Annotated in this window: 17 protein-coding genes and 1 riboswitch; of the genes, 7 read left to right on the forward strand and 10 right to left on the reverse strand. The window is 55.2% G+C overall.

Annotated elements, in window-relative coordinates; all coding sequences use genetic code 11:
- Nucleotides 1-6 precede the first annotated feature (6 nt).
- The 7 genes from rsd (at nt 7) to thiH (ending at nt 6,311) form a co-directional block, all read left to right on the forward strand.
- On the forward strand, nt 7-528 hold the full coding sequence (gene rsd / locus ACL2XO_RS26855) for a sigma D regulator (RefSeq protein ID WP_132924456.1): 522 nt from the start codon (nt 7-9) through the stop codon (nt 526-528).
- A gap of 110 nt (nt 529-638) precedes the next feature.
- A riboswitch (TPP riboswitch) is annotated at nt 639-752 on the forward strand.
- 102 nt (nt 753-854) lie between these two features.
- Nucleotides 855-2,774: a phosphomethylpyrimidine synthase ThiC gene (thiC, locus tag ACL2XO_RS26860; protein ID WP_413741935.1), complete on the forward strand. Its 1,920-nt coding sequence runs from the start codon at nt 855-857 to the stop codon at nt 2,772-2,774.
- A complete protein-coding gene (gene thiE / locus ACL2XO_RS26865) occupies nt 2,771-3,424 on the forward strand; it encodes a thiamine phosphate synthase (protein ID WP_132924453.1) in 654 nt (217 codons plus the stop codon). The genes thiC and thiE overlap by 4 nt, the downstream gene beginning before the upstream one ends.
- Entirely contained in the window at nt 3,414-4,181 is a 768-nt protein-coding gene (locus ACL2XO_RS26870) for a HesA/MoeB/ThiF family protein (protein ID WP_132924451.1), read from the forward strand. Before thiE ends, ACL2XO_RS26870 begins: the two co-directional genes overlap by 11 nt.
- The gene (thiS, locus tag ACL2XO_RS26875; RefSeq protein ID WP_413741936.1) at nt 4,181-4,381 is read left to right on the forward strand and encodes a sulfur carrier protein ThiS; all 201 of its coding nucleotides are present in this window, start codon (nt 4,181-4,183) and stop codon (nt 4,379-4,381) included. Before ACL2XO_RS26870 ends, thiS begins: the two co-directional genes overlap by 1 nt.
- Before the next feature lie 2 nt (nt 4,382-4,383).
- On the forward strand, nt 4,384-5,175 hold the full coding sequence (locus ACL2XO_RS26880) for a thiazole synthase (RefSeq protein ID WP_413741937.1): 792 nt from the start codon (nt 4,384-4,386) through the stop codon (nt 5,173-5,175).
- The gene (gene thiH, locus ACL2XO_RS26885; protein WP_413741938.1) at nt 5,175-6,311 is read left to right on the forward strand and encodes a 2-iminoacetate synthase ThiH; all 1,137 of its coding nucleotides are present in this window, start codon (nt 5,175-5,177) and stop codon (nt 6,309-6,311) included. Before ACL2XO_RS26880 ends, thiH begins: the two co-directional genes overlap by 1 nt.
- A 113-nt stretch (nt 6,312-6,424) precedes the next feature.
- On the opposite strand, the gene ACL2XO_RS26890 is transcribed toward thiH, so the two are convergent.
- The 10 genes from ACL2XO_RS26890 to tuf form a co-directional block, all read right to left on the reverse strand.
- A complete protein-coding gene (locus ACL2XO_RS26890; RefSeq protein ID WP_413741939.1) occupies nt 6,425-10,003 on the reverse strand; it encodes an inverse autotransporter beta domain-containing protein in 3,579 nt (1,192 codons plus the stop codon).
- Nucleotides 10,004-10,564: 561 nt separating this feature from the next.
- A complete protein-coding gene (gene rpoC, locus ACL2XO_RS26895; RefSeq protein WP_132924442.1) occupies nt 10,565-14,788 on the reverse strand; it encodes a DNA-directed RNA polymerase subunit beta' in 4,224 nt (1,407 codons plus the stop codon).
- A gap of 213 nt (nt 14,789-15,001) precedes the next feature.
- Nucleotides 15,002-19,030 carry a DNA-directed RNA polymerase subunit beta gene (rpoB, locus tag ACL2XO_RS26900; protein WP_132924440.1) on the reverse strand — a complete coding sequence of 1,343 codons (4,029 nt, stop codon included), beginning with the start codon at nt 19,028-19,030 and terminating at the stop codon, nt 15,002-15,004.
- A 355-nt stretch (nt 19,031-19,385) separates the two neighbouring features.
- Nucleotides 19,386-19,751 (reverse strand): 50S ribosomal protein L7/L12, encoded by a 366-nt coding sequence (rplL, locus tag ACL2XO_RS26905; RefSeq protein ID WP_132924438.1) that lies wholly within the window; start codon nt 19,749-19,751, stop codon nt 19,386-19,388.
- Nucleotides 19,752-19,817: 66 nt separating this feature from the next.
- A complete protein-coding gene (gene rplJ, locus ACL2XO_RS26910; RefSeq protein ID WP_132924436.1) occupies nt 19,818-20,315 on the reverse strand; it encodes a 50S ribosomal protein L10 in 498 nt (165 codons plus the stop codon).
- 324 nt (nt 20,316-20,639) lie between these two features.
- Complete coding sequence (rplA, locus tag ACL2XO_RS26915) at nt 20,640-21,344, reverse strand: 50S ribosomal protein L1 (protein WP_132924434.1); 705 nt, start codon at nt 21,342-21,344, stop codon at nt 20,640-20,642.
- A 3-nt stretch (nt 21,345-21,347) separates the two neighbouring features.
- Nucleotides 21,348-21,776: a 50S ribosomal protein L11 gene (rplK, locus tag ACL2XO_RS26920; protein WP_132924433.1), complete on the reverse strand. Its 429-nt coding sequence runs from the start codon at nt 21,774-21,776 to the stop codon at nt 21,348-21,350.
- Nucleotides 21,777-21,942: 166 nt separating this feature from the next.
- Nucleotides 21,943-22,488: a transcription termination/antitermination protein NusG gene (gene nusG, locus ACL2XO_RS26925; RefSeq protein ID WP_132924431.1), complete on the reverse strand. Its 546-nt coding sequence runs from the start codon at nt 22,486-22,488 to the stop codon at nt 21,943-21,945.
- 1 nt (nt 22,489) lies between these two features.
- A complete protein-coding gene (gene secE / locus ACL2XO_RS26930) occupies nt 22,490-22,873 on the reverse strand; it encodes a preprotein translocase subunit SecE (RefSeq protein ID WP_132924429.1) in 384 nt (127 codons plus the stop codon).
- Nucleotides 22,874-23,138: 265 nt separating this feature from the next.
- Nucleotides 23,139-24,323, reverse strand: coding sequence for an elongation factor Tu (gene tuf, locus ACL2XO_RS26935; protein ID WP_132923667.1), 1,185 nt, complete (start codon nt 24,321-24,323; stop codon nt 23,139-23,141).
- Nucleotides 24,324-24,325: the final 2 nt, after the last annotated feature.

Here is a 24,325-nt window from a genome sequence, read left to right on the forward strand (position 1 = left end):
TCTGTCATGTTAAACCAGCTGGAAATCTTGGCTCAACGGGTTGGCGGCAGTAACGAACTTATTGACCAATGGCTGGTGGCCCGCCGGGGCTTACTGGTTGCTTATTACCATCTCATCGGTCTTAAGCCCAACAAAGAAAAGCATACTCCTCTGGATGAAAACGCGCTGGACGACTTTTGCCATCATCTCGTGGACTATCTGTCCGCCGGCCATTTTCATGTGTACGATCGTATCGTGCCGGAGGCGGACGAAAGCGGTCCCAACCGTCTTTTAATAACGCAGATCTACCAGGCTTTGCAGGAAAATACGCAACAAATCATGTCGTTTTATGACAGCCAATTTGAGACCGCCGTGGATCATGACAACTGCATGGAGTTCCAGGAAGCCCTTTCCGGCGTCGGCGAGGCGCTGGGCACCCGGTTTTCGCTGGAGGACAAGCTGATTCAAAAGGCGTTGGAGCACCGAGCGGACTATCGGCCCTCGGAACCCGCCGCCAATAATGACCCGGATGCCTCGCGCCTGGCTTAGCGTCGGGTCTGAGCATCCTTTTCGGCTCATCTGAGCCGCAACGCTGACCAATCGCCCCGGCGTCAACGAGTAGGGGCACTTTGTCAGCAAACGTTGGCTCGTGATGAGCCGGTATCTTGTCGGAGTGCCTAGCGCGTACATTACGCCAGGCTGAGACCGTTAATTCGGGATCCGCGGAACCTGATCGGGTTAATACCCGCGAAGGGAACAAGAGTAATTCAACGCCAAGAATCATCGTCGATCGACATATGATTCCAGCCCTGTCTTATTACTCCCGTAGCGCTCCGGACAAGCAATTTTCCCTAACTTCTTTATAAGGAATTGCTATGTCTCTACCCACCACTCCTTCCCGCCGCGAACAGCGGGCACAGGCCCAGGATTTTATCAACCGCCTGAAAGGCGAGGCGTTCCCCCAGTCCCGCCGCATTTATTTACAGGGCAGCAGTGCCGATATCCGGGTGCCGATGCGTGAAATACAGCTCAGTCCGACCATGATCGGCGGTGATAAAAGCGCCCCCCGATATGAACAGAACGAGCCGGTGCCGATATACGATACCGCCGGACCCTATGGCGACCCGGAGATATCCATTGACGTACGCGCCGGTTTGTTTCCGTTGCGTGCCAACTGGATCGAACGCCGGGCGGATACCGAAACCGTCAGTGAATTAAGCTCTCGTTACAGCGGGGAGCGGCGTGCCGACGACGGTCTGGATGAAATCCGTTTTGCACCGGGCCATATGCCGCAGCGCGCCAAACCTGGGCGCTGCGTCACACAGTTACATTACGCCCGGGCGGGTATCGTGACGCCGGAAATGGAGTTCATTGCGCTGCGTGAAAACATGGGCCGTGAACGAATCCGCGGCGAAGTGCTATTGCAACAGCATCCCGGCCATGGCTTCGGCGCCGAGCTGCCGGAAAATATCACGCCGGAATTCGTGCGGCGGGAGGTTGCCGAGGGCCGCGCCATCATCCCCGCCAATATCAACCATCCCGAATCGGAGCCGATGATTATCGGCCGCAATTTTCTGGTGAAGGTCAATGCCAACATCGGCAACTCGGCGGTAAGTTCTTCCATCGAAGAAGAAGTGGAAAAACTGGTATGGTCCACGCGCTGGGGCGCGGATACCGTAATGGATCTCTCCACCGGACGCTATATCCACGAAACACGGGAATGGATACTGCGCAACAGCCCGGTCCCCATCGGTACGGTGCCCATCTACCAGGCGCTGGAAAAGGTCAACGGCGTGGCGGAGAATCTGACCTGGGAAACGTTCCGCGATACCCTCTTGGAGCAGGCGGAACAAGGGGTGGACTACTTTACCATTCATGCCGGCGTGCTGCTGCGCTATGTGCCCATGACCGCCAAACGGTTAACCGGCATCGTCTCCCGCGGCGGTTCCATTATGGCGAAATGGTGTTTGTCACATCACAAGGAAAGCTTTCTGTATGAACATTTCCGCGAAATCTGCCAAATCTGCGCCGCCTATGATGTAGCGCTGTCGCTGGGCGACGGCCTGCGCCCCGGCTCCATCCAGGACGCCAACGATGAGGCGCAGTTCGCCGAACTCTATACCCTTGGCGAGCTCACCAAAATCGCGTGGGAATATGACGTCCAGGTCATGATAGAAGGCCCCGGCCATATCCCGATGCATATGATTCGCCGCAATATGACCGAGCAGTTGGAGCACTGCCACGAAGCTCCCTTTTACACTCTCGGACCGCTGACAACCGATATCGCCCCCGGTTATGACCATTTTACCTCCGGCATCGGCGCGGCGCTTATCGGCTGGTTCGGCTGCGCCATGCTGTGCTACGTCACGCCCAAGGAACATTTGGGCCTGCCAAATAAAGAGGACGTGAAGCAAGGGCTAATCACCTACAAAATCGCCGCCCACGCTGCGGATCTGGCCAAAGGCCACCCCGGCGCGCAAATTCGCGATAACGCCATGTCCAAGGCGCGTTTTGAATTCCGCTGGGAAGATCAGTTCAACCTGGCGCTGGACCCCGCCACGGCACGCGCATACCACGATGAAACCCTGCCCCAGGAGTCCGGTAAGGTGGCGCATTTTTGTTCCATGTGCGGTCCTAAGTTCTGTTCAATGAAGATTTCCCAGGAAGTCAGGGATTATGCCGCCGCTCAGGCCATCGACGTTCAGCAAAGCGGCATGGATACGATGTCGGCCGAATTCCGCGCCCATGGCGGGGAAATCTATCTGACGCCCACTGAAGAGGGGATAGCTAAATGAATGCACTCAACGCACCTTTTGCCCCCACCGCCCATCGGCTGGGGCTCTATCCGGTGGTGGACTCCCTGGCCTGGATAGTCCGTTTGCTGGACGCAGGCGTCACCACCCTGCAGCTTCGGATCAAGGATCGGCCGGACGAGGCGGTAGAACCGGATATCGAAGCCGCCATCCTGCTGGGCAGGAAATACCAGGCCAGAATATTCATTAACGACTACTGGCGGCTGGCGGTGAAACACGGCGCTTACGGTGTGCATCTGGGCCAGGAAGACCTGGATACCGCCGATCTGTCGGTTATTCAGCGCGCCGGCCTGCGCCTGGGCCTCTCCACCCATGACGATCAGGAACTGGCTCGGGCGTTGTCGTTCCGGCCCTCTTATATCGCCCTGGGCCATATCTTCCCGACCCAGACGAAAATCATGCCGTCGCAGCCGCAGGGGCTGGCGGATCTCAAGCGCATGGCGGCCGGATTGGAGGATATTCCCACCGTGGCCATCGGCGGTATCAGTATCGATCGGGTGGACGCGGTAATGGACTGCGGCGTCGGCAGCGTGGCGGTGGTAAGCGCCATCACCAAAGCGCCGGACTGGCGATTGGCCACCGCTGTCTTATTGCAAAAAACAGAAGGCCGGGAGGTGGCGGATGCTCAATGACCAGGCGTTTTTGCGCTACAGCCGGCACATGCTGCTGGAAGAGATAGGTCCCGAAGGCCAGGAAAAGTTAATGGCTGCAACCGTGCTGATAGCCGGTCTCGGCGGCCTGGGTTCCCCCGCCGCCCTGTATCTGGCGGCGGCCGGGGTCGGCACCCTGCTGCTGGCGGATGACGACCGAGTGGACGTCAGCAATCTTCAGCGCCAGATTCTCTATCGAACCGGCGATATCACTCATTCCAAGGCCCTGGTGGCGCAGCAGCAGTTACAGGCGCTTAACCCGTTGGGAAAATATATCCCATTACAGGAGCGTCTGGCGGGCGAATCGTTGACGCGCGCGGTGGCGAGGGCGGATTTGATCCTGGACTGCAGCGATAATATGCAAACCCGCCATGAGATAAACGCCGCCTGCGTCCGACAGGGTAAAACCTTGATAAGCGCCAGCGCGGTAGGCTTCAGCGGCCAATTTTTGGTGCTGCAGCCGCCCTACCTGCACGGCTGCTATGCCTGCCTGTTCCCTGAGGCCGCCGAACCGCAGCGCAACTGCCGTACCGCCGGCGTCGTCGGGCCGGTGGTCGGGATTATGGGCGCCTTGCAAGCATTGGAGGCGACGAAAATTCTCAGCGGCTTGCCTTCCCCGCTGAGCGGCCGGTTGCAGCTGTTTGATGGCAAATCCATGACCTGGCGCACCCTTAAACTGACCCGCGCCGCCGACTGCGAACTGTGCGGCGCGCAGGTCAGCGAGGGGGAGCCGGTTTGATGAAAATCACCCTTAACGAACGGCCCATAGAGCTTTCACACCGGCTCTCGCTGGCGGAATTGCTGGACCAGTTGAAATATTCGCCGGAAGGCGCGGCCCTGGCAATCAATCAAACCATTATTCCCCGCAGCCAGTGGCCCCGGCATCTCATTAACGAAGGCGACGACATCTTACTTTTTCAAGCCATAGCAGGAGGCTGAACATGTTGAAAATAGCCGATACTACCTTTACTTCCCGGTTGCTTACCGGCACCGGAAAATTCTCTACCGCCGATATCATGCTGCAGGCGTTGGCCGCTTCAGGCAGCCAGTTGGTCACCCTGGCCATGCGCCGGGTGGATCTGCGCAACGGCAATGACGCTATCCTGCCTGCCCTGCGCCGGGCCGGCGTGAAATTGCTGCCCAACACCTCCGGCGCCAAGACCGCTGAAGAGGCGGTGTTTGCCGCACGCCTGGCCCGTGAAGCCTTGGGAACCCATTGGATCAAGCTGGAAATCCATCCGGATGTAAAATACCTGCTGCCCGACCCCATCGAAACGCTCAAAGCGGCGGAACAGCTGGTGAAAGAGGGCTTTGTCGTTTTGCCCTACTGCGGCGCGGACCCGGTATTATGCCGCCGCCTGGAAGAGACCGGCTGCGGAGCGGTCATGCCGCTGGGCTCGCCCATTGGCTCCAATCAAGGTTTGAAAACCCGTGATTTCCTGCAGATTATCATCGAACAGGCAGGCATTCCCGTGGTGGTGGATGCCGGTATCGGCGCCCCGAGCCAGGCATTGGAAGCGCTGGAAATGGGGGCCGATGCGGTATTGGTGAATACCGCCATCGCCGTGGCCCGTGACCCGGTGGCCATGGCCCGCGCCTTCCGGCTGGCGCTGGAAGCCGGCGAGTCATGCCGGCACGCCGGCCTGGCGCCGCGTCAACTCCAGGCCAGCGCCACCAGCCCGTTAACGGATTTTCTGCGCCACAGCGAACAGCCTGTGGAAGGAGCGGCCTGATGGATTCTTTTATCAACCACTGGCAGCGCATCTCTTGGGAGGATGCCGGTCTTGGCATCAATGCCAAGCAAGCCCGGGATGTAGAGCGGGCATTAACCGCCGAACGGCCCGGCCTGAATGATTTTATGGCGCTTCTGTCCCCGGCGGCCCAGCCCTACCTTGAGCCCTTGGCCCAGCGCGCCCAGCAGCTGACCCGTCAACGCTTCGGCAACGTGGTGAATCTGTATCTGCCGCTTTATCTCTCGAACCTCTGTTCCAATGATTGTACCTATTGCGGTTTTTCCATGAGCAATCGCCTTAAGCGCAAGACTCTGGACGAGCAGGAGATTATCGCGGAGTGCCAGGCGATCCGGGACCGGGGCTTTGAAAACGTGCTGCTGGTGACCGGCGAGCATAAAAGCAAGGTCGGCATGGACTACTTTCGACGTTATGTGCCGTTGATCCGCGACTATTTCAGTTCCCTCATGATGGAAGTGCAGCCGTTATCCCAAGAGAATTACGCCGAGCTGAAAGCCCTCGGCCTGGACGGCGTCATGGTCTATCAGGAAACCTATCATCAGCCGACCTATCAGCGGCACCATCTGCGCGGGCAGAAAATGGATTTTGCCTGGCGGCTGGAAACGCCGGATCGCCTGGCGCGGGCCGGGATCGACAAGATCGGGCTGGGGGCGCTGATCGGCTTGTCCGACAACTGGCGCACAGACTGCTATATGGTGGCCGAACATTTACTTTATCTGCAAAAAAACCATTGGCAGAGCCGCTATTCCCTCTCCTTTCCCCGCTTGCGGCCCTGCGCCGGGGGAATTACGCCGGCATCGCTGATGGACGAATCACAGCTTTTACAGGTGATGTGCGCCTTTCGCCTGCTGGCGCCGGATGTGGAAATTTCGCTGTCTACCCGCGAGTCCCCTTGGTTTCGCGACCATGCGGTACCCATCGTGGTAAATAGCGTTAGCGCCGGTTCCAAGACGCAGCCGGGAGGCTATGCCGGCGGCACGCCGGAGCTGGAACAATTCGAGCCCCATGATAACCGCTCGGTACAGGAGGTGGAGCAGATGCTGCTGCAGTCGGGTTTGCAGCCGGTATGGAAGGATTGGGACAGTTATCTGGGCAGGATGCCGACGCGGATTGAATAAGCGATGGCGAGCACGTTAAAGATGTTAGCTTGACTTAGCGGCGGGACAGTCACCAGTCCCGCCGACGGTCTGGATTTTCCTGCGTTACTTTATTTTACGAAGCGGAACCGTTTTCAACTGGCGCATGCCACAAATCCCTCGTTCTCGCCGGATGTCTCCATGAGCAATTTCTGTCCGTTCTGGTTGTTAAGAGCTTCGACGGCCGGCCCGGTTATAACAATAGAGGCTGCCGTACCAGACCAGGTAAAGCCGCCGGGTGATAAAGGCCATCCGCTCGAACGCATCGAACTATAGGCTGCATCCAGAGAAGTAAAGGACGGCAATGTGCAGTATGTGCTTGCCAGCGGATAACGCGCCACTGCCCAATTTTCGTTGTTGAAACTCTCACTGCCGCCGCTGGTGAATTCTGAGGCAAGCCTGGGCCGCTGGATACCGCCGATGGACTCCGCCATATGGCCATAATAATTGGCCACCGGGACGTCGGGGCTGGTGGCTACGGTAAATATCACGTCTTTTGTCACGGTTTTTCCATCGCGCGCGGTGACCTCAATGGTGGTCTTAACCCCTTTGCCCGAGGGGTCGGTTAACGGGATGCTGATTTGACCCGTCGCCATCACCACTCTGCCTTCATATTTTGGCGCATCGTTAATCAACAGCGTGACGCTTTCCGATCTGTTTTGCCGATTGACGGCGTCAAGGGAGTGAATATCGATGAGCACATCCCCGGCCGGCGAACCGTCTTCAAGAGTGGCTGCCACCGTCAACATCATCTGCTCGCCGGCTTTAGCTTTTGCCTCCGCCTTGTCCACACTGATTTTTAAATCAATGCCGCCGGGAGTGAAGTTCAGCTCTTTCGACATTGCGCTGATTTGGGCACCGTCCACTTTGGGGGCGAAGCTGACTATGCCGGGTTTAGCGCCCCGCACGGTGGCGGTATACACGCCGCCGCTCTCGCTTAAGGCTGAAAGGGTAATATTTTCCTCCGGCGAGGCGTTGAAGGCAAGCCGGGCTCCCATACCGGTTATCGGGCGGCCCCGCGCATCCTTGGCAAAAAATGTCAGCGTTGCGGTCTCGGTATTATCCGCCGCCAGCGTATCCTTATCGATTTCAAAGGCTGATTCGGTTGTATCCACCTCCACCGCCATAAGGGTGATGGGTTTACTCAGACTCTCCAAACGATCGCCTTCAACCGCCGGCGTTATCGTATAATTTCCCGGCACGGTACCGAACAATTTGGCAACGTAGGTCCCATTGTCATCAAACTGCGCATTTTCTTGTCTAAAACCCGCTATCGATGAAAGATGAAAGTAGATTCTACCTACAGTTTTGGTCACGTTGCCATATTCATCCCGCGGTATCAGTCTAAGCTCTACGCTATCTTCATCATCGGCGATAAGCTTGTCTGCGCTGATGCTGAAGGAGGGATAAAGCTCGCTGAACGGGCCTGGCGTTAAGGTAACCTTTTTCATCAAGCCGCTTAACTGCTGGCCGTCGATTGACGGCGCCACCTCTACCCTACCCGCTCTGAGTCCGCTCAGCCGGGCGGTATAATTCCCGTCGCTCTCCACAATGTCTGAAATCGAGATCCCCGCTGATGGCGCAGCGATAAATGCCAAGCGCTCCGCCAACCCTTTCACCGGCTCCCCGCTCTTATCCCTGGCGGTGAAGCTCAGCATAGTGAAGCCCTTGCCCACCGTAAGCGTATCCTCGTCCACGCTGAAATCGGAATGGCCTTCATATGCCTGGGCATCGCGCAGGCGGACGGTTTTAGCTAAAGCCACCATCTTAACGCCGTCCAGAACCGGCGTAATGGTCACCTCCCCCGGTTGAGTGCCCTTCAAAGAGCTGCTGTAGCTACCGTTATCTTCACTTATATCGGTCAACACAGCACCCTCTAACGGCGTCATATCAAACACCAATCTCGGACCGAGGCCGGTAAGGTCATTGCCGGAACCATCCTTGGCGCTGAAGACTACCGTCGCCTGTTCGGCGCCATCGGCAAGAATGCTGTCGCTGCTGATATCAAGCCTTGAAAGGCTACGATCCAAGCCTACCGACCGCAGGCTAACGTTGATTGGCTTCAACGCTTGTCCGTGAATCATCGGAGTAATGACCGCCCGTCCCGGATGGCTGCCGGCGGTGAGGGTGGCCGAATAGACGCCGACGGCGGTTTCACTGATAGCACCCGCCGCCGGCGCGGCGCCGGAAACGCCGGCGCTTGCCGCCGCGAAGGGTTCGCCGTCACCGGTTTCAAACGTTATGTCCATCGTCAGCGCATCCGCCATTCCACTCACCGGCTGAAGGGTCTCATCCCTCAAAGTGATGGATAGCAGGCTGGTGGAAATACCATCCGCCGGTAGTCTGTCCGGCATTGCCGTGGTGGGCGTCGACGCCAGGCTGATGCCTTGGCCGGACACCGTAAGCCGGGTATAGGCAGGGTTTGAAGCATTGCCTTTTTTATCATGGGCCGTTGCGCCAATGGTATACCGGTTTGTCGCGCCGGCGGGCAGATAGGGCGGCAAAGTGACCGACAGGATATGGGGCGCCGATTGCGTGATGGAACCGCCGGCGGCGATCAATTCCGTAGCGTTCCACTCTACACGGTCCAAGGCATGGGTTGCGGTAACCTGGGCAGTAATGATGAGTTGTTGGCCGGAATTCCCGTTCAATTGTTCCGGCATCAGCAGGCGGATAACCTCCTGCTTTTGATAGTCCAGAACGATATGATTGTTGCGCTCCACCAGGTCATAACGGCTGCCGGACAGGGTTCGCCCGGCCGCCACAGCCGATGGGTCCACCTGGGCAAGCCACGAATCCCCGAGCCGGTAATTGATTTGCAGATTGATACGGGAATCCTGCTGCCCGCTCTTACCCTGGCGATGCTCGCCACCAAGGGTTAATAGCGGAAAAGGCGTGTAATTAAGCCCTAGGGTAAACGCATAGGGATCTCTTTGCCGATTGTTTTTGCCAAATAACGCTACCTCGTCGCCGCGATAGCTTTCATACATCAGCTTGCCGCCCAATTGCGGATGCGACGGCAGAAAAGCCTCGGCACGCAGGTCATAACCGTTGGCCGGTCGTTCGTTATAATCCTCGAAATCCCGCGATTGGCGCCAATTACTCAAGCGGAAATAGCTGTTGGCCGATAATTTCAGGTAATGGGTCCAGGCTTCCGCGCCGATTCCGGCCCGGCGATTTTTACCGGTGAATTCATTATCATAAAAAGTATTTAGCCCGTACATCCAATCGCCGTGAAAGGTTCGCACGCCGCCGCCGATATTACCGGTATTGCGGTGATCTTTATTCCGTATCCCCCATTGGCTGAATACCATGGCATCCTGATTTTCATATAACGGCACCAAGAGATCCAGCGCACTATTGTCCAGTTTGAATCGCTCATTGAGATTGAGCTGTAACCGCACGGTGCCGAATTGATCAAACCAGTCTTTGGCATATTGGCCTGCTCCGCCTGCCAGCGCCGACCGCGCCATACCAAGCGCCGCTTTATCGCTCTGTTGCGCAGTCAGCAGGTGGCCTGCCGACATGGCTCCCCCGGCGATTTTATTTTCTATGGATTCTTGCGCGGTCGATGAATCGTCATTATTCAATAGAACGTTCTTGGCCGGCTTCTCTACCGAGGCGGCGACGGATGCCGCCCCCGCCGGAGCAAAAGCCACACCGAGGGGTAACATGACCTGCGCCGCAATGATTGCCCAGGCAACAGGTCGCCACAAAGGGAAATTCTGACGACTTGAGGCAAATGACCGGCACGAACCGGTATTATTATCGGATGAAGGATATGGAGGTTTACCTGGCATTAAATTCTCCTTTTAATGATGCAGGGCGTGCTTTTCAGTGCGCCCCGCAATCAAGAAATAACTTCACAAATATGAATTTTATTTATTTATAAAATAATGAATCACGATTCACGTAATAGGAATATTTTCAGCTTTTGAAAATATATTATTCGTAATCACATTATCTAGATTGAAAAGAAAAACATCTTGATGAAATTATGATATTTATTAAAAGGAACTTGGGTGTTATTTTTCCAATGAGGCAATAGAACACCAAAAAACAAGGGGTAAATTCAGGCGTTTTATATTTACTAAGTGTATATAATTACTTTTTAGCTTATTGTCTCATGATGAATATCTGCTTATATACAATAAGAAGCACGTTAACTTAAATAATCTTAACCTCAAAAAAAAGCCGCCCCCTAAGGGACGGCTATTGCGTTGCTGCAATAACGATTATTTATCGTTATTACCGCCTAAGCCCGCATTCAGCAGTTCCGCCATATTGGCGGAGGCTTCATCAGCGGTGACCGACGGTACAACCGGCACTTCGCCCAGGGCGCGGCGACGGGCACGATCCTGATGGTAGGCATAACCGGTCCCGGCAGGGATCAGTCGGCCGACAATCACGTTCTCTTTCAGACCGCGCAGTTCATCACGTTTCCCGGCAACGGCGGCTTCAGTAAGCACCCGCGTTGTTTCCTGGAACGATGCCGCGGAGATAAAGGACTCCGTGGCCAGGGATGCCTTGGTTATACCCAAGAGATCCCGGCTGAAGGTCATTTCGATCTTGTCGTCCTCCGCCAGCTGGCGGTTGGCAATCTTGACCCGTGAATATTCAGCCTGTTCGCCTTCCAGGAAGTCGGTGCCGCCGGCGTTGACGATGGTGGCTTTACGCAACATCTGACGAACGATAACTTCGATATGCTTATCGTTAATCTTAACGCCCTGCAGACGGTAGACGTCCTGCACTTCGTTAACGATGTAGCGGGTCACCGCATGCACGCCGCGCAGACGCAGAATGTCATGGGGCGATTCCGGTCCATCGGAGATCACGTCGCCGCGTTCCACGCGTTCGCCTTCAAATACGTTAAGCTGACGCCATTTCGGGATCATCTCTTCGTAAGCATCGCTGCCGTCCACCGGCGAAATCACCAGGCGACGTTTGCCTTTGGTTTCTTTACCGAAGGATACGATACCGCTGATTTCCGCCAGGATAGCCGGTTCTTTCGGCCGGCGCGCTTCGAACAAATCGGCAACGCGCGGCAGACCACCGGTAATATCCTTGGTACCGCTGGATTCCTGCGGCAGACGCGCCAGAGTGTCCCCGCCGGTGATTTGCACACCGTCTTCCAACTGGACAATGGTTTTACCCGGCAGGAAGTACTGGGCCGGCATATCGGTGCCCGGAATCAGTACATCATTGCCGCTGGCATCAACGATTTTCAGCGCCGGACGCAAGTCTTTACCGCCACCGGTACGTTCAGCCGTATCCAGCACCACGATAGAGGACAAGCCGGTCAGCTCATCGGTCTGGCGGGTAATGGTCTGGCCGTCGATCATATCGGTGAAGCGCATAAAGCCGCTTACTTCAGTGATAACCGGCATGGTATGCGGGTCCCAGTTGGCAACCGTTTCGCCGCCCAACACTTCAGAACCGTCACCTTTGCCCATGACCGCGCCGTAAGGCACTTTATAGCTTTCCTTGGTACGGCCGAATTCATCGATCAGTTTCAGTTCCGTGTTACGGGAAGTGATCACCAGTTTACCGGCGCCGTTGATAACAAACTTGGCGTTATTCAACCGCACGGTACCCTTGTTTTTCACCTGAATGCTCGATTCGGCGGCATTACGGGAAGCGGCACCACCGATGTGGAACGTACGCATGGTCAACTGGGTGCCCGGCTCGCCGATAGACTGCGCGGCGATAACACCGATGGATTCACCCTTGTTCACCAGATGCCCGCGGGCCAAATCACGGCCGTAGCAGTTGGCGCACACACCGAAGTCGGTTTCACAGGTCACCACCGAGCGAACCTTGATGGTATCCACGGAGTTCTCTTCCAGGACATCACACCATTGTTCGTTCAGCAGGGTATTGCGTTCCACCAGTATATCGGCGGTACCCGGTTTCAGTACGTCTTCAGCGGTAACACGTCCCAGCACACGTTCGCGCAGCGGCTCTTTAACATCGCCGCCCTCGATAACCGGGGTCATGGTAACACCGGCATGGGTGCCGCAGTCGTCCTCGGTAACCACCAGATCCTGCGCCACGTCCACCAGACGGCGGGTCAGGTAACCGGAGTTCGCCGTTTTCAGCGCGGTATCCGCCAGACCTTTACGAGCACCGTGAGTGGAGATGAAGTACTGGAGTACGTTCAGGCCTTCACGGAAGTTCGCGGTAATAGGCGTTTCAATGATGGAGCCGTCAGGCTTGGCCATCAGGCCGCGCATACCCGCCAATTGGCGAATCTGTGCCGCCGAACCACGGGCGCCGGAGTCGGCCATCATAAAGATGCTGTTGAAGGAAACCTGGCGCTCTTCCACGCCGTCTCGGTTAATCACCGATTCGGTGGACAGGTTATCCATCATCGCCTTGGCAACACGTTCGTTAGCCGCGGCCCAGATATCGATAACCTTGTTGTAGCGTTCGCCGGCGGTCACCAAACCAGACTGGAACTGCTCCTGGATTTCGGCCACTTCGGCTTCGGCTTCTTCGATGATCCCCGCTTTCTTGGCCGGGATAACCATATCATCGATACCTACCGACGATCCTGAACGGGCCGCATAGGCAAAACCGGTATACATGATCTGGTCGGCGAAGATAACCGTAGGCTTCAGGCCCAGCACGCGATAACAGGTATTCAACATCTTGGAGATGGCTTTCTTACCCAGCGCCTGATTGACCAGGGCGAACGGCAATCCCTTCGGCACGATCATCCACAAAATCGCACGGCCTACGGTGGTGTCGACGATGTGGGTATTTTCAATAAGCTCGCCGTCTTCGTTCTTGGCATACTCTGTGATACGCACTTTGACGCGCGCATGCAGCTCGGCGATACCACCCCGATAGATGCGCTCCGCTTCTTTCGGCCCGGTCAAGACCATGCCTTCGCCTTTACCGTTCACCCGGTCGCGGGTCATGTAATACAGACCCAGCACCACGTCCTGGGACGGAACGATAATCGGCTCGCCGTTGGCCGGCGACAGGATGTTGTTGGTGGACATCATCAGCGCACGGGCTTCCAACTGGGCTTCCAGCGTCAGCGGTACGTGAACGGCCATCTGGTCACCGTCGAAGTCGGCGTTGTACGCCGCGCACACCAGCGGGTGAAGCTGAATGGCTTTACCTTCAATCAACACCGGCTCAAACGCCTGGATACCCAGACGGTGCAGAGTCGGCGCACGGTTCAGCAACACCGGGTGTTCGCGGATAACTTCATCCAGGATATCCCAGACCACGGCTTCTTCGCGTTCAACCATTTTCTTGGCGGCTTTGATGGTGGTGGCGAGGCCACGCAGCTCAAGCTTGCCGTAGATGAAGGGTTTGAACAGTTCCAGCGCCATCTTCTTCGGCAGGCCGCACTGATGCAGACGCAGGTACGGACCCACGGTAATCACGGAACGACCGGAATAGTCGACGCGTTTACCCAGCAGGTTCTGACGGAAACGCCCCTGCTTGCCTTTGATCATGTCGGCCAGGGATTTCAGCGGACGCTTGTTGGAACCGGTAATGGCGCGACCGCGACGGCCGTTATCCAACAGCGCATCCACTGCTTCCTGCAGCATACGTTTTTCATTGCGTACGATGATATCCGGCGCAGCCAGATCCAGCAGACGTTTCAAACGGTTGTTACGGTTTATCACCCGGCGATAGAGATCGTTCAGATCGGAGGTGGCAAAACGGCCGCCGTCCAGCGGCACCAGCGGACGCAGATCCGGCGGCAACACCGGCAGCACCGTCAGGATCATCCATTCCGGTTTATTACCGGACTGAACGAATGCTTCCAGCAGCTTGATACGCTTGGTCAGCTTCTTGCGCTTGGTTTCGGAGTTGGTTTCATTCAGCTCTTCACGCAGGGTTTCGCATTCCGCTTCCAGGTCCATGTTTTTCAACAGGGCCTGAATGGCTTCGGCGCCCATCTTGGCGTCAAACTCATCACCAAACTCTTCCAGGGCGTCCAGATACTGTTCTTCAGTCAGGATCTGGCGGCGCTCCAGGTTGGTCATGCCGCCTTCAACCACCACATAAGATTCAAAATACAGCACGCGCTCGATATCACGCAGCGGCATATCCAGCAACAAACCGATGCGCGAAGGCAACGATTTCAAGAACCAAATATGCGCTGTCGGCGAAGCCAGCTCGATATGACCCATGCGCTCGCGGCGCACTTTGGTCTGGGTCACTTCAACACCGCATTTTTCACAAATCACGCCGCGGTGCTTCAACCGCTTGTACTTACCGCACAAGCATTCGTAATCTTTAACCGGCCCGAAAATACGAGCGCAGAAAAGCCCGTCGCGTTCAGGTTTGAACGTACGGTAGTTGATGGTTTCCGGCTTCTTCACTTCGCCGAACGACCAGGAACGGATCATATCTGGCGAGGCCAGAGCAATTTTGATCGCATCAAACTCTTCGGTCTTGGTTTGTGCTTTCAGAAACTTAAGTAAATCTTTCACGGATTGGCTCCTGTCGGAGTTAGACCTGTTAGGCGCCTGAAACGCTCAGGCGCCCTGATAACCGGTGCGAACGCACCCGAGCCGAACCCCCCGTCATCTTTCAAACCGCAGATGCGCCGGCTGTACCCGCTCACCCGAATCACTTACCTAGGTAAGCTCATCGGGCTCGCTCACTTGCCATCTTCCTGCGGCCGGAAAGCCATAGGGGTTAAATTACTCTTCTTCCAGCTCGATGTTGATGCCCAGAGAGCGGATTTCCTTCAGCAACACGTTAAAGGACTCCGGCATGCCTGGTTCCATCGTATGATTGCCATCCACGATGTTTTTGTACATCTTGGTACGACCGTTAACATCATCCGACTTGACAGTCAGCATTTCCTGCAGGGTATAGGCCGCGCCATACGCTTCCAGTGCCCATACTTCCATCTCACCAAAGCGTTGGCCGCCGAACTGCGCCTTACCGCCCAGCGGCTGCTGGGTGACCAGGCTGTAGGAACCGGTGGAACGCGCATGCATCTTGTCATCAACCAAATGGTTGAGTTTCAGCATGTACATGTAGCCCACGGTAACCTGCCGCTCGAACTGCTCGCCGGTACGGCCGTCAAACAAGGTAATCTGACCGGAAGTAGGCAGACCGCCCAATTGCAGCAATTCCTTGATTTCTTTTTCTTTGGCGCCGTCAAACACCGGTGTCGCGATGGGCATACCCTTCTTCAGGTTCTCCGCCAAACGCAGCACTTCGTCATCGCTGAAGGTGGCCAGATCCACTTTCTGGCGGACATCATCCCCCAGATCGTAGGCTTTCTGGATGAACTCGCGCAGCTTCGCCACATCCTCGTGCTTTTTCAGCATGGCGTTGATCTTGTCGCCGATACCTTTAGCCGCCATGCCCAGATGGGTTTCCAGGATCTGGCCGATGTTCATACGAGACGGTACACCCAAGGGGTTCAGTACGATATCCACCGGCACGCCGTTTTCATCGTAAGGCATATCCTCGATCGGGTTGATCTTGGAGATAACACCCTTGTTCCCGTGCCGGCCGGCCATCTTGTCGCCCGGCTGAATCTGGCGCTTGACCGCCAGGTATACCTTGACGATTTTCAGCACGCCCGGAGCCAGGTCATCGCCCTGCGTGATCTTGCGGCGTTTCGCTTCCAGCTTCTTCTCGAACACGGTTTTCAGTTCGTCGTACTGTTCCGCCAGCTGCTCAAGCTGATTCTGCTTGTCTTCGTCGCCGAGACCCAGCTCCAGCCAACGCTCACGCGTCAGTTTGGACAGCTTCTCGTCTTCGATGCCGCCGGACACCAGCACGTCATGGATACGGGCAAACAGACCGGCTTCAAAAATCTGCAGCTCTTCCGTCAGGTCCTTTTTGGCCTGCTTGAGCTGCATCTCTTCGATTTCCAGCGCACGTTTGTCTTTTTCCACGCCGTCGCGGGTAAAGACCTGCACGTCGATAACCGTACCGGACACGCCGTTCGGCACTCGCAGCGACGAATCTTTGACGTCCGACGCTTTTTCACCAAAGATGGCGCGCAGCAGCTTTTCTTCCGGGGTCAGCTGGGTTTCGCCCTTCGGCGTCACTTTGCCCACCAGGATATCGCCACCGGTCACTTCCGCGCCGATGTAGACAATGCCGGATTCGTCCAGCTTGGAAAGCGCCGCTTCACCCACGTTCGGGATATCGGCGGTGATTTCTTCAGGCCCCAGCTTGGTATCGCGGGACACGCAGGCCAGCTCCTGGATATGAATCGTGGTAAAACGGTCTTCCTGGACCACACGTTCGGAAACCAGAATGGAGTCTTCGAAGTTGTAGCCGTTCCACGGCATGAACGCCACGCGCATGTTCTGACCCAGCGCCAGTTCACCCAGATCGGTGGACGGACCGTCGGCCAGCACATCGCCGCGTTCAACCGGTTCACCCAGGGACACGCACGGCATCTGGCTGATGCAGGTGTTCTGGTTGGAACGGGTATACTTGGTCAGGTTGTAGATATCGATGCCCGCTTCGCCCGCCACCATTTCATCAGGATTGACGTTAATCACGATACGAGACGCATCGACATACTGAATGGTACCGCCGCGTTTGGCGACCGCGGTGACACCGGAGTCGACCGCCACGGCGCGTTCCATACCGGTACCTACCAGCGGCTTGTCGGCACGCAGCGTAGGAACGGCCTGACGTTGCATGTTCGCACCCATCAGCGCACGGTTGGCGTCATCGTGTTCCAGGAACGGAATCAGCGACGCACCCACCGAAACGATCTGCTGGGTTGAAACGTCCATATAGTCCACCTGATCGCGAGTGAACAGGCTGGATTCGCCTTTGCTGCGGCACGTAATCAAATCGTCAACGAAATGGCCTTCTTCGTCGAGATCGGTATTGGCCTGGGCAATAACGAAATTGCCCTCTTCAATGGCGGACAGGTAATGGATCTCATCGGTGACCACTTCTTCGCGCACCCGGCGATACGGCGTTTCAAGGAAGCCGTATTCATTGGTCTGCGCATAGACGGACAGCGAGTTGATCAAACCGATATTCGGACCTTCAGGCGTTTCGATGGGGCACACGCGGCCGTAATGGGTCGGATGCACGTCTCGAACTTCAAAGCCCGCGCGTTCACGGGTCAAACCGCCTGGGCCCAATGCGGAGATACGCCGTTTATGGGTAATTTCCGACAATGGGTTGTTCTGGTCCATAAATTGAGACAGCTGGCTGGAACCAAAGAACTCTTTCACTGCGGCGGAAATCGGTTTGGCGTTGATCATGTCCTGCGGCATCAGGGTATCGAGATCCCCCAGCGACAGGCGCTCTTTCACGGCACGCTCAACACGCACCAGGCCGACGCGGAACTGGTTTTCCGCCATTTCGCCCACGGAACGGATGCGACGGTTGCCGAGATGATCGATATCATCCACTTCACCCTTGCCGTTACGGATATCAATCAGCTTCTTCATCACTTCGATGATGTCGAGCTTACTGAGGATTCCGGAACCTTCAATCTCTTCGCGCAGCAGCGAACGATTGAACTTCATACGGCCCACGGCGGAGAGGTCGTAGCGATCTTCGGAGAAGAACAGGTTCTCGAACAGGTTTTCAGCCGCTTCGCGGGTCGGCGGTTCGCCGGGACGCATCATGCGGTAGATTTCCACCAGGGCGCTCAGGCGATCGCTGGTAGGATCGACGCGCAAGGTTTCGGAAATATAAGAGCCATGGTCCAAATCATTGGTAAACAGCGTTTCAATACGCTTGTGTCCTGCCTGGCTCAGTTTCGCCAGCAGATCCAATGTCAGTTCCATGTTGGCCGGACAAATGATTTCACCGGTGCTTTCATCGATGTAATCTTTGACCACCACTTTACCGATGATGTACTCAACCGGCACCTGGATTTTATCGATACCGTCTTTTTCCAGCAGGCGGATATGGCGCGCGGTGATACGGCGGCCTTTCTCAACGTAAACGGTACCGTTGGACTCGATATCAAACGAGGCGGTTTCACCACGTAAACGCTCAGGAACCAGTTCCATCTGCAGTTTATTATCGTGGATTTCATAAATGACTTTATCGAAGAACGTTTCCAGGATCTGCGCCGCGGAATAGTTCAAAGCCCGCAAAACGATCGTGGCGGGCAATTTGCGGCGGCGGTCGATACGGACGAATAAGTTGTCTTTCGGATCAAACTCAAAATCCAGCCAGGAACCACGGTAAGGAATGATGCGCGCGTTGTACAGCACTTTGCCGGACGAATGCGTCTTACCTTTATCGCTATCAAAGAATACGCCGGGGCTGCGATGCAACTGGGAAACGATAACACGCTCCGTCCCGTTGATCACAAAGGTCCCATTGTCGGTCATGAGCGGTATTTCACCCATGTAGACTTCCTGTTCCTTGATGTCTTTTACCGTGCCTTCCGGGGCTTCGCGTTCGTAAATCACCAGACGCAGTTTAACGCGCAACGGTGCGGAGAACGTGACGCCGCGGATTTGACACTCTTTAACATCAAATACAGGCTCGCCTAGACGGTAACTGACATATTGCAGCTCCGAATTGCCGCTGTAGCTCTGAATGGGGAACACAGAACGGAATGCTGCTTCCAATCCGTACTGACCTTCCGGATCTTGCTCGATGAACTTCTGGAACGAGTCAAGCTGTATAGAAAGGAGATATGGGATGTCCAACACTTGGGGACGTTTCCCAAAATCCTTACGAATGCGTTTTTTTTCGGTATAGGAGTAAACCATAGGGTTCCTCAGCTCGCTGATCAGTGACCCACTCTGTCCGCCCTAATAGGACAGGTCATGCAACACTATTTTATACCCTGCAACTCGACATCTACCGGGTATGTATTCGTTCGGAAAGCGACAATGCCTTCCGCAATACCTGTTTCTATCACTCTTAAACCATTTCATTGCATTTTGTTAAACCAGGGAGGTTTTACAGGAGATGCAGTATATTAAGTCGTCGATAGAGAAAGATATTGAGGTTAATCAGTGGTTAAATAGTGTGAAATCCCACTGACGCCTTACAGCGCAAAAAGGCTGGTGACCCAAAAGTCACCAGCCATCAGCCTAGAATCAGGCTGCCGTACAAAAGGTCTTATTTGATCTCAACAGAAGCACCCGCTTCTTCCAGGGCTTTCTTAAGAGCTTCGGCGTCGTCTTTGTTAACGCCTTCTTTCATGGTCGCCGGAGCGGATTCAACCAGGTCTTTGGCTTCTTTCAGGCCCAGACCGGTGGCGCTACGAACGGCTTTGATAACGGATACCTTGTTACCGCCGATAGCGGTCAGGACAACGTCAAATTCGGTCTTTTCTTCAACAACTTCAGCCGGGCCGGCAGCAACAGCAACCGCGGTGGCGGCAGAAACGCCGAATTTGGTTTCCATCATGGAGATCAGTTCAACCACGTCCATAACGGACATTTCAGCAACTGCGTCCAGAATTTGTTCTTTAGTGATAGACATAACAATTATTCCTAAGATTCAGAAAGTGTTTATACGTTCGCAATAGCAACCGAAAGCCACCGGCAATTAAGCCGCTTCTTTCTGATCGCGCAGTGCAGCAAGAGTACGGACCAGTTTGCCTGCGGAGGCTTCTTTCATGGCCGACATCAGGCGTGCGATAGCTTCATCGTAAGTCGGCAGAGTTGCCAGGCGATCGATATTGGCCGCCGTGATAACTTCACCTTCAAAGGCTGCTGCTTTAACCTCGAATTTTGCGTTTTCTTTGGCAAAAGCCTTGAACAGGCGAGCGGCTGCGCCCGGGTGTTCGTTAGAAAATGCAATCAGGGTCGGACCGACAAACGTGTCTTTCAGGCATTCAAACGGAGTGCCTTCCACGACGCGACGCAGCAAGGTGTTGCGAACAACACGCATGTATACGCCGGCTTCACGACCTGCTTTACGCAGTTCAGTCATTTTACCCACTGTAACGCCGCGAGAATCCGCAACGACAGCAGACAGCGCGCCTTTGGCCACTTCGCTGACTTCAGCAACAATCGCTTGTTTGTCTTGAAGATTTAATGCCATTAGCTTGTGCTCCTGGATTTATCCGGGGGAAAATTCCCCGGGACTCACATCGTTTACTCCCCTTATGGGGTCAAACGTCGATACACGGTGAGCAGAATCCAGCAAACGAATATGTTATTCAGGCTCTGTCACCGTCTACGCAGGACGATTAAGTGTTTACCCGTCATCTTTAAAGGGTATAAACACACCTGCGGTCTTGGACGGAGGCTTGGATAGGCCAAGCTCCAACCGAAAATTCTTTATTCCATCCTGGCGTAAATCAGCCATTGATGAAACAACGGGCGTTCGATTCTAGACGAATCTTGCGCCCGGGTAAAGAGGCAATTAAGCAGTAACCGTTGCCAAACCGCTTTGATCCACAGCCACGCCAGCACCCATGGTGGTGGAAAGACTGATTTTCTTGATATAAATACCTTTAGCCTGAGTCGGTTTGGCTTTTTTCAGCGCAACCAGCAGGGCTTCCAGGTTTTCTCTCAATTTATCGGTATCAAAGTCAACTTTACCGATAGTGGTGTGGATAATGCCGTTTTTGTCGTTGCGATAACGCACCTGGCCGGCTTTAGCGTTTTTAACCGCTTCAGCGACGTTCGGGGTCACGGTACCCACCTTCGGGTTAGGCATCAGGCCGCGCGGCCCGAGGATCTGGCCTAATTGACCCACAACGCGCATGGCGTCAGGGGAGGCGATAACAACATCAAAGTTGAACTCGCCTTTCTTGATCTGATCGGCCAGGTCGTCCATGCCCACCAGGTCGGCGCCTGCTGCTTTGGCAGCTTCGGCATTGGGGCCCTGGGTAAACACGGCAACGCGAACAGTACGGCCGGTACCGTGCGGCAGCACCGTGGCGCCACGGACGTTCTGATCGGATTTACGCGCGTCGATGCCCAGGTTTACTGCAACATCAATGCTTTCGACAAACTTGGCGGTGGCGAGCTCTTTCAGCAAAGCAACGGCTTCATTGATTTCGTACTGCTTGGTGGAATCAATTTTGTCGCGGATAACACGCATGCGCTTGGTCAGTTTAGCCATTTCTTAATCCTCCACTACCAGGCCCATGGAACGAGCAGTACCTTCGATGGAGCGAGACATCGCTTCCACATCGGCACCCGTCATATCCGCCGCTTTGGTTTCCGCGATTTCGCGGATCTGGGCGTGCGTCACTTTACCGACTTTTTCTTTATTCGGCTTACCAGAACCGGATTTAACGCCAGCGGCTTTCTTCAGCAACACGGCTGCCGGCGGGGTTTTGGTAACGAAGGTGAAAGAACGGTCAGAATAGACGGTGATAACAACCGGAATCGGCAGGCCTTTTTCAACGCCTTCTGTTTTGGCATTGAACGCTTTACAGAATTCCATGATGTTAACGCCCTGCTGGCCCAGTGCCGGACCAACCGGCGGACTCGGGTTAGCCATGCCAGCAGCAACCTGCAGTTTCACATAGGCTTGTACTTTCTTGGCCATTTAAATTTCCTCTAGCGGGTGATAGCGCCGGTCAAGGCTCCCCATTGATAATTTTTTTTCTGTACCGAGGGCAGAAATACCGAGGGTACATAAAAAACGAAAGGCGCGAAATTCTAGTTCAATTCCGCACCTAAGGCAAGTTGTATGTGATTTGTGCTGGACGTTATCAGCCTTTCTCAACCTGGCCGAAGTCAAGCTCAACCGGTGTGGCGCGACCGAATATCGACACCGAGACTTTCAAGCGGCTTTTTTCGTAATCCACTTCTTCCACCACGCCGTTGAAATCCGCAAACGGGCCGTCATTGACCCGCACCAGCTCACCCGGCTCAAACAAGGTTTTCGGCCGCGGTTTATCACCCACCTGCTGGAGGCGATTCATGATCGCGTCGACTTCTTTGTCGCTGATAGGGGCGGGACGATCCGAGGTGCCGCCGATAAAGCCCATCACGCGCGGCACGCTGCGCACCAGATGCCAACTGGCGTCATTCATGACCATTTGAACCAGTACATAACCCGGGAAGAATTTACGCTCGCTCTTGCGGCGCTGACCGCCGCGAATCTCAACGACTTCTTCCGTCGGCACCATGACTTCGCCAAACAGTTCTTCCATATCATGCAATTTAATATATTCGCGTAGGGATTGCGCCACGCGACCTTCAAAACCGGAAAACGCCTGAACGACGTACCAACGTTTCTTAGGAGCTTCGGACATCTTAGAACCTCAGGCCAGTAATAAACGATACCAGACGGACCAGAATACCATCCAGTCCCCACAGGATCAGTGACATCACGGCAGTCACCGCGGCGACGATTAACGTGGTATGTAACGTTTCCTGGCGGGTCGGCCAAATCACTTTACGTACTTCTGTACGCGCTTCTCGCGCAAACGCAACGGTCGATTTACCTTTCACCGTCATTAAGGCAACACCACCCGCAATAGCGATAATCAGCACGACAGCCAGCGCTCGCAGGGGTAAGCTAAAATCACGATAATAATAATTACCGACGATCGCAACCACCAGTAGTATAGCCACCGCTACCCACTTTAACACTTCCAGGCTGCGCCCGCTTCCTTGAGCTTCGGTATTCGCACTCATAAAAAAACCTGTCACGTAGGATTCATACAAACAACTAAGCCCCGCAGAGGGCGAGGCTACCAAGCGAAGATTGCCCTGGATTAGCAACAAAACTCCGAAGTTTCACGCCGCTGATGAAGAGCCCATCTCACCAATGATTATGACGTAAAATCGCTGATGAGATAGGTTCTCTGTCACAGCGTAGAAAAAAGGCATCAAATGATGCCCTTTTACTGCGCGCTACGTCAAATGTTATTCGATATCTTTCAAGACTTATACGGAAGTCTTAAGCGATAACCTTGGCTACCACGCCGGCGCCAACGGTACGGCCGCCTTCGCGAATAGCGAAACGCAAGCCGTCGTCCATGGCGATAGGGGCAATCAGGTTTACAACCATCTTGATGTTGTCGCCAGGCATCACCATTTCCACGCCTTCCGGCAGTTCGATGGTTCCGGTCACGTCAGTGGTACGGAAGTAGAACTGAGGACGGTAGCCTTTGAAGAACGGCGTATGGCGGCCGCCTTCATCTTTGCTCAGAATATAGACTTCTGATTCGAACTGGGTATGCGGATGGATGGTACCCGGTTTAGCCAGTACCTGGCCGCGTTCAACTTCATCACGTTTGGTACCGCGCAGCAGCACGCCCACGTTTTCACCGGCACGGCCTTCATCCAGCAGTTTACGGAACATTTCAACGCCGGTGCAGGTGGTTTTCACGGTCGGTTTGATGCCGACGATTTCAACTTCTTCACCTACTTTCACCACGCCGCGTTCCACACGACCGGTTACCACGGTGCCGCGGCCGGAGATGGAGAATACGTCTTCGATCGGCAGCAGGAACGGCTTGTCAATGGCGCGAACCGGTTCCGGGATGTAGGTGTCCAGCGCTTCGGCCAGTTCCAGGATCTTGGAGGTCCAGGCTTCGTCGCCTTCCAGCGCTTTCAGGGCGGAACCGCGGATTACCGGCGTGTCGTCGCCCGGGAAATCGTACTGCGACAGCAGTTCGCGTACTTCCATTTCAACCAGTTCCAGCAGCTCTTCGTCATCCACCATGTCGCATTTGTTCATGAAGACGATGATGTAAGGCACGCCTACCTGGCGAGCCAGCAGGATGTGCTCGCGGGTCTGCGGCATCGGGCCGTCGGTTGCCGCTACCACCAGGATCGCGCCGTCCATCTGGGCTGCACCGGTGATCATGTTTTTCACGTAGTCGGCATGCCCGGGGCAGTCAACGTGCGCGTAGTGGCGGGACGGGGTATCGTATTCAACGTGAGAGGTGTTGATGGTGATACCACGGGCCTTTTCTTCCGGCGCGTTGTCGATCTGATCGAAGGCGCGGGCGCTGCCGCCGTAGGCTTTAGCCAATACGGTGGTGATGGCGGCGGTCAGAGTCGTTTTACCATGGTCAACGTGGCCGATAGTACCGACGTTAACGTGTGGTTTTGTACGTTGAAACTTTTCTTTAGACATCG

Origin of the sequence: Sodalis sp. RH15 (assembly GCF_047324255.1) — a bacterium.
Classification (GTDB): domain Bacteria; phylum Pseudomonadota; class Gammaproteobacteria; order Enterobacterales; family Enterobacteriaceae; genus Acerihabitans; species Acerihabitans ligni.

Coding starts and splice junctions, on each gene's coding strand:
- rplL (WP_132924438.1), bottom strand. CDS start 19,751: ATGTCTATCACTAAAGAACAAATTCTGGACGCAGTTGCTGAAATGTCC.
- secE (WP_132924429.1), bottom strand. CDS start 22,873: ATGAGTGCGAATACCGAAGCTCAAGGAAGCGGGCGCAGCCTGGAAGTG.
- rplA (WP_132924434.1), bottom strand. CDS start 21,344: ATGGCTAAACTGACCAAGCGCATGCGTGTTATCCGCGACAAAATTGAT.
- nusG (WP_132924431.1), bottom strand. CDS start 22,488: ATGTCCGAAGCTCCTAAGAAACGTTGGTACGTCGTTCAGGCGTTTTCC.
- ACL2XO_RS26890 (WP_413741939.1), bottom strand. CDS start 10,003: ATGTTACCCCTCGGTGTGGCTTTTGCTCCGGCGGGGGCGGCATCCGTC.
- ACL2XO_RS26880 (WP_413741937.1), top strand. CDS start 4,384: ATGTTGAAAATAGCCGATACTACCTTTACTTCCCGGTTGCTTACCGGC.
- thiC (WP_413741935.1), top strand. CDS start 855: ATGTCTCTACCCACCACTCCTTCCCGCCGCGAACAGCGGGCACAGGCC.
- ACL2XO_RS26870 (WP_132924451.1), top strand. CDS start 3,414: ATGCTCAATGACCAGGCGTTTTTGCGCTACAGCCGGCACATGCTGCTG.
- rplK (WP_132924433.1), bottom strand. CDS start 21,776: ATGGCCAAGAAAGTACAAGCCTATGTGAAACTGCAGGTTGCTGCTGGC.
- rsd (WP_132924456.1), top strand. CDS start 7: ATGTTAAACCAGCTGGAAATCTTGGCTCAACGGGTTGGCGGCAGTAAC.
- thiE (WP_132924453.1), top strand. CDS start 2,771: ATGAATGCACTCAACGCACCTTTTGCCCCCACCGCCCATCGGCTGGGG.
- thiH (WP_413741938.1), top strand. CDS start 5,175: ATGGATTCTTTTATCAACCACTGGCAGCGCATCTCTTGGGAGGATGCC.
- tuf (WP_132923667.1), bottom strand. CDS start 24,323: ATGTCTAAAGAAAAGTTTCAACGTACAAAACCACACGTTAACGTCGGT.
- rplJ (WP_132924436.1), bottom strand. CDS start 20,315: ATGGCATTAAATCTTCAAGACAAACAAGCGATTGTTGCTGAAGTCAGC.
- thiS (WP_413741936.1), top strand. CDS start 4,181: ATGAAAATCACCCTTAACGAACGGCCCATAGAGCTTTCACACCGGCTC.
- rpoB (WP_132924440.1), bottom strand. CDS start 19,030: ATGGTTTACTCCTATACCGAAAAAAAACGCATTCGTAAGGATTTTGGG.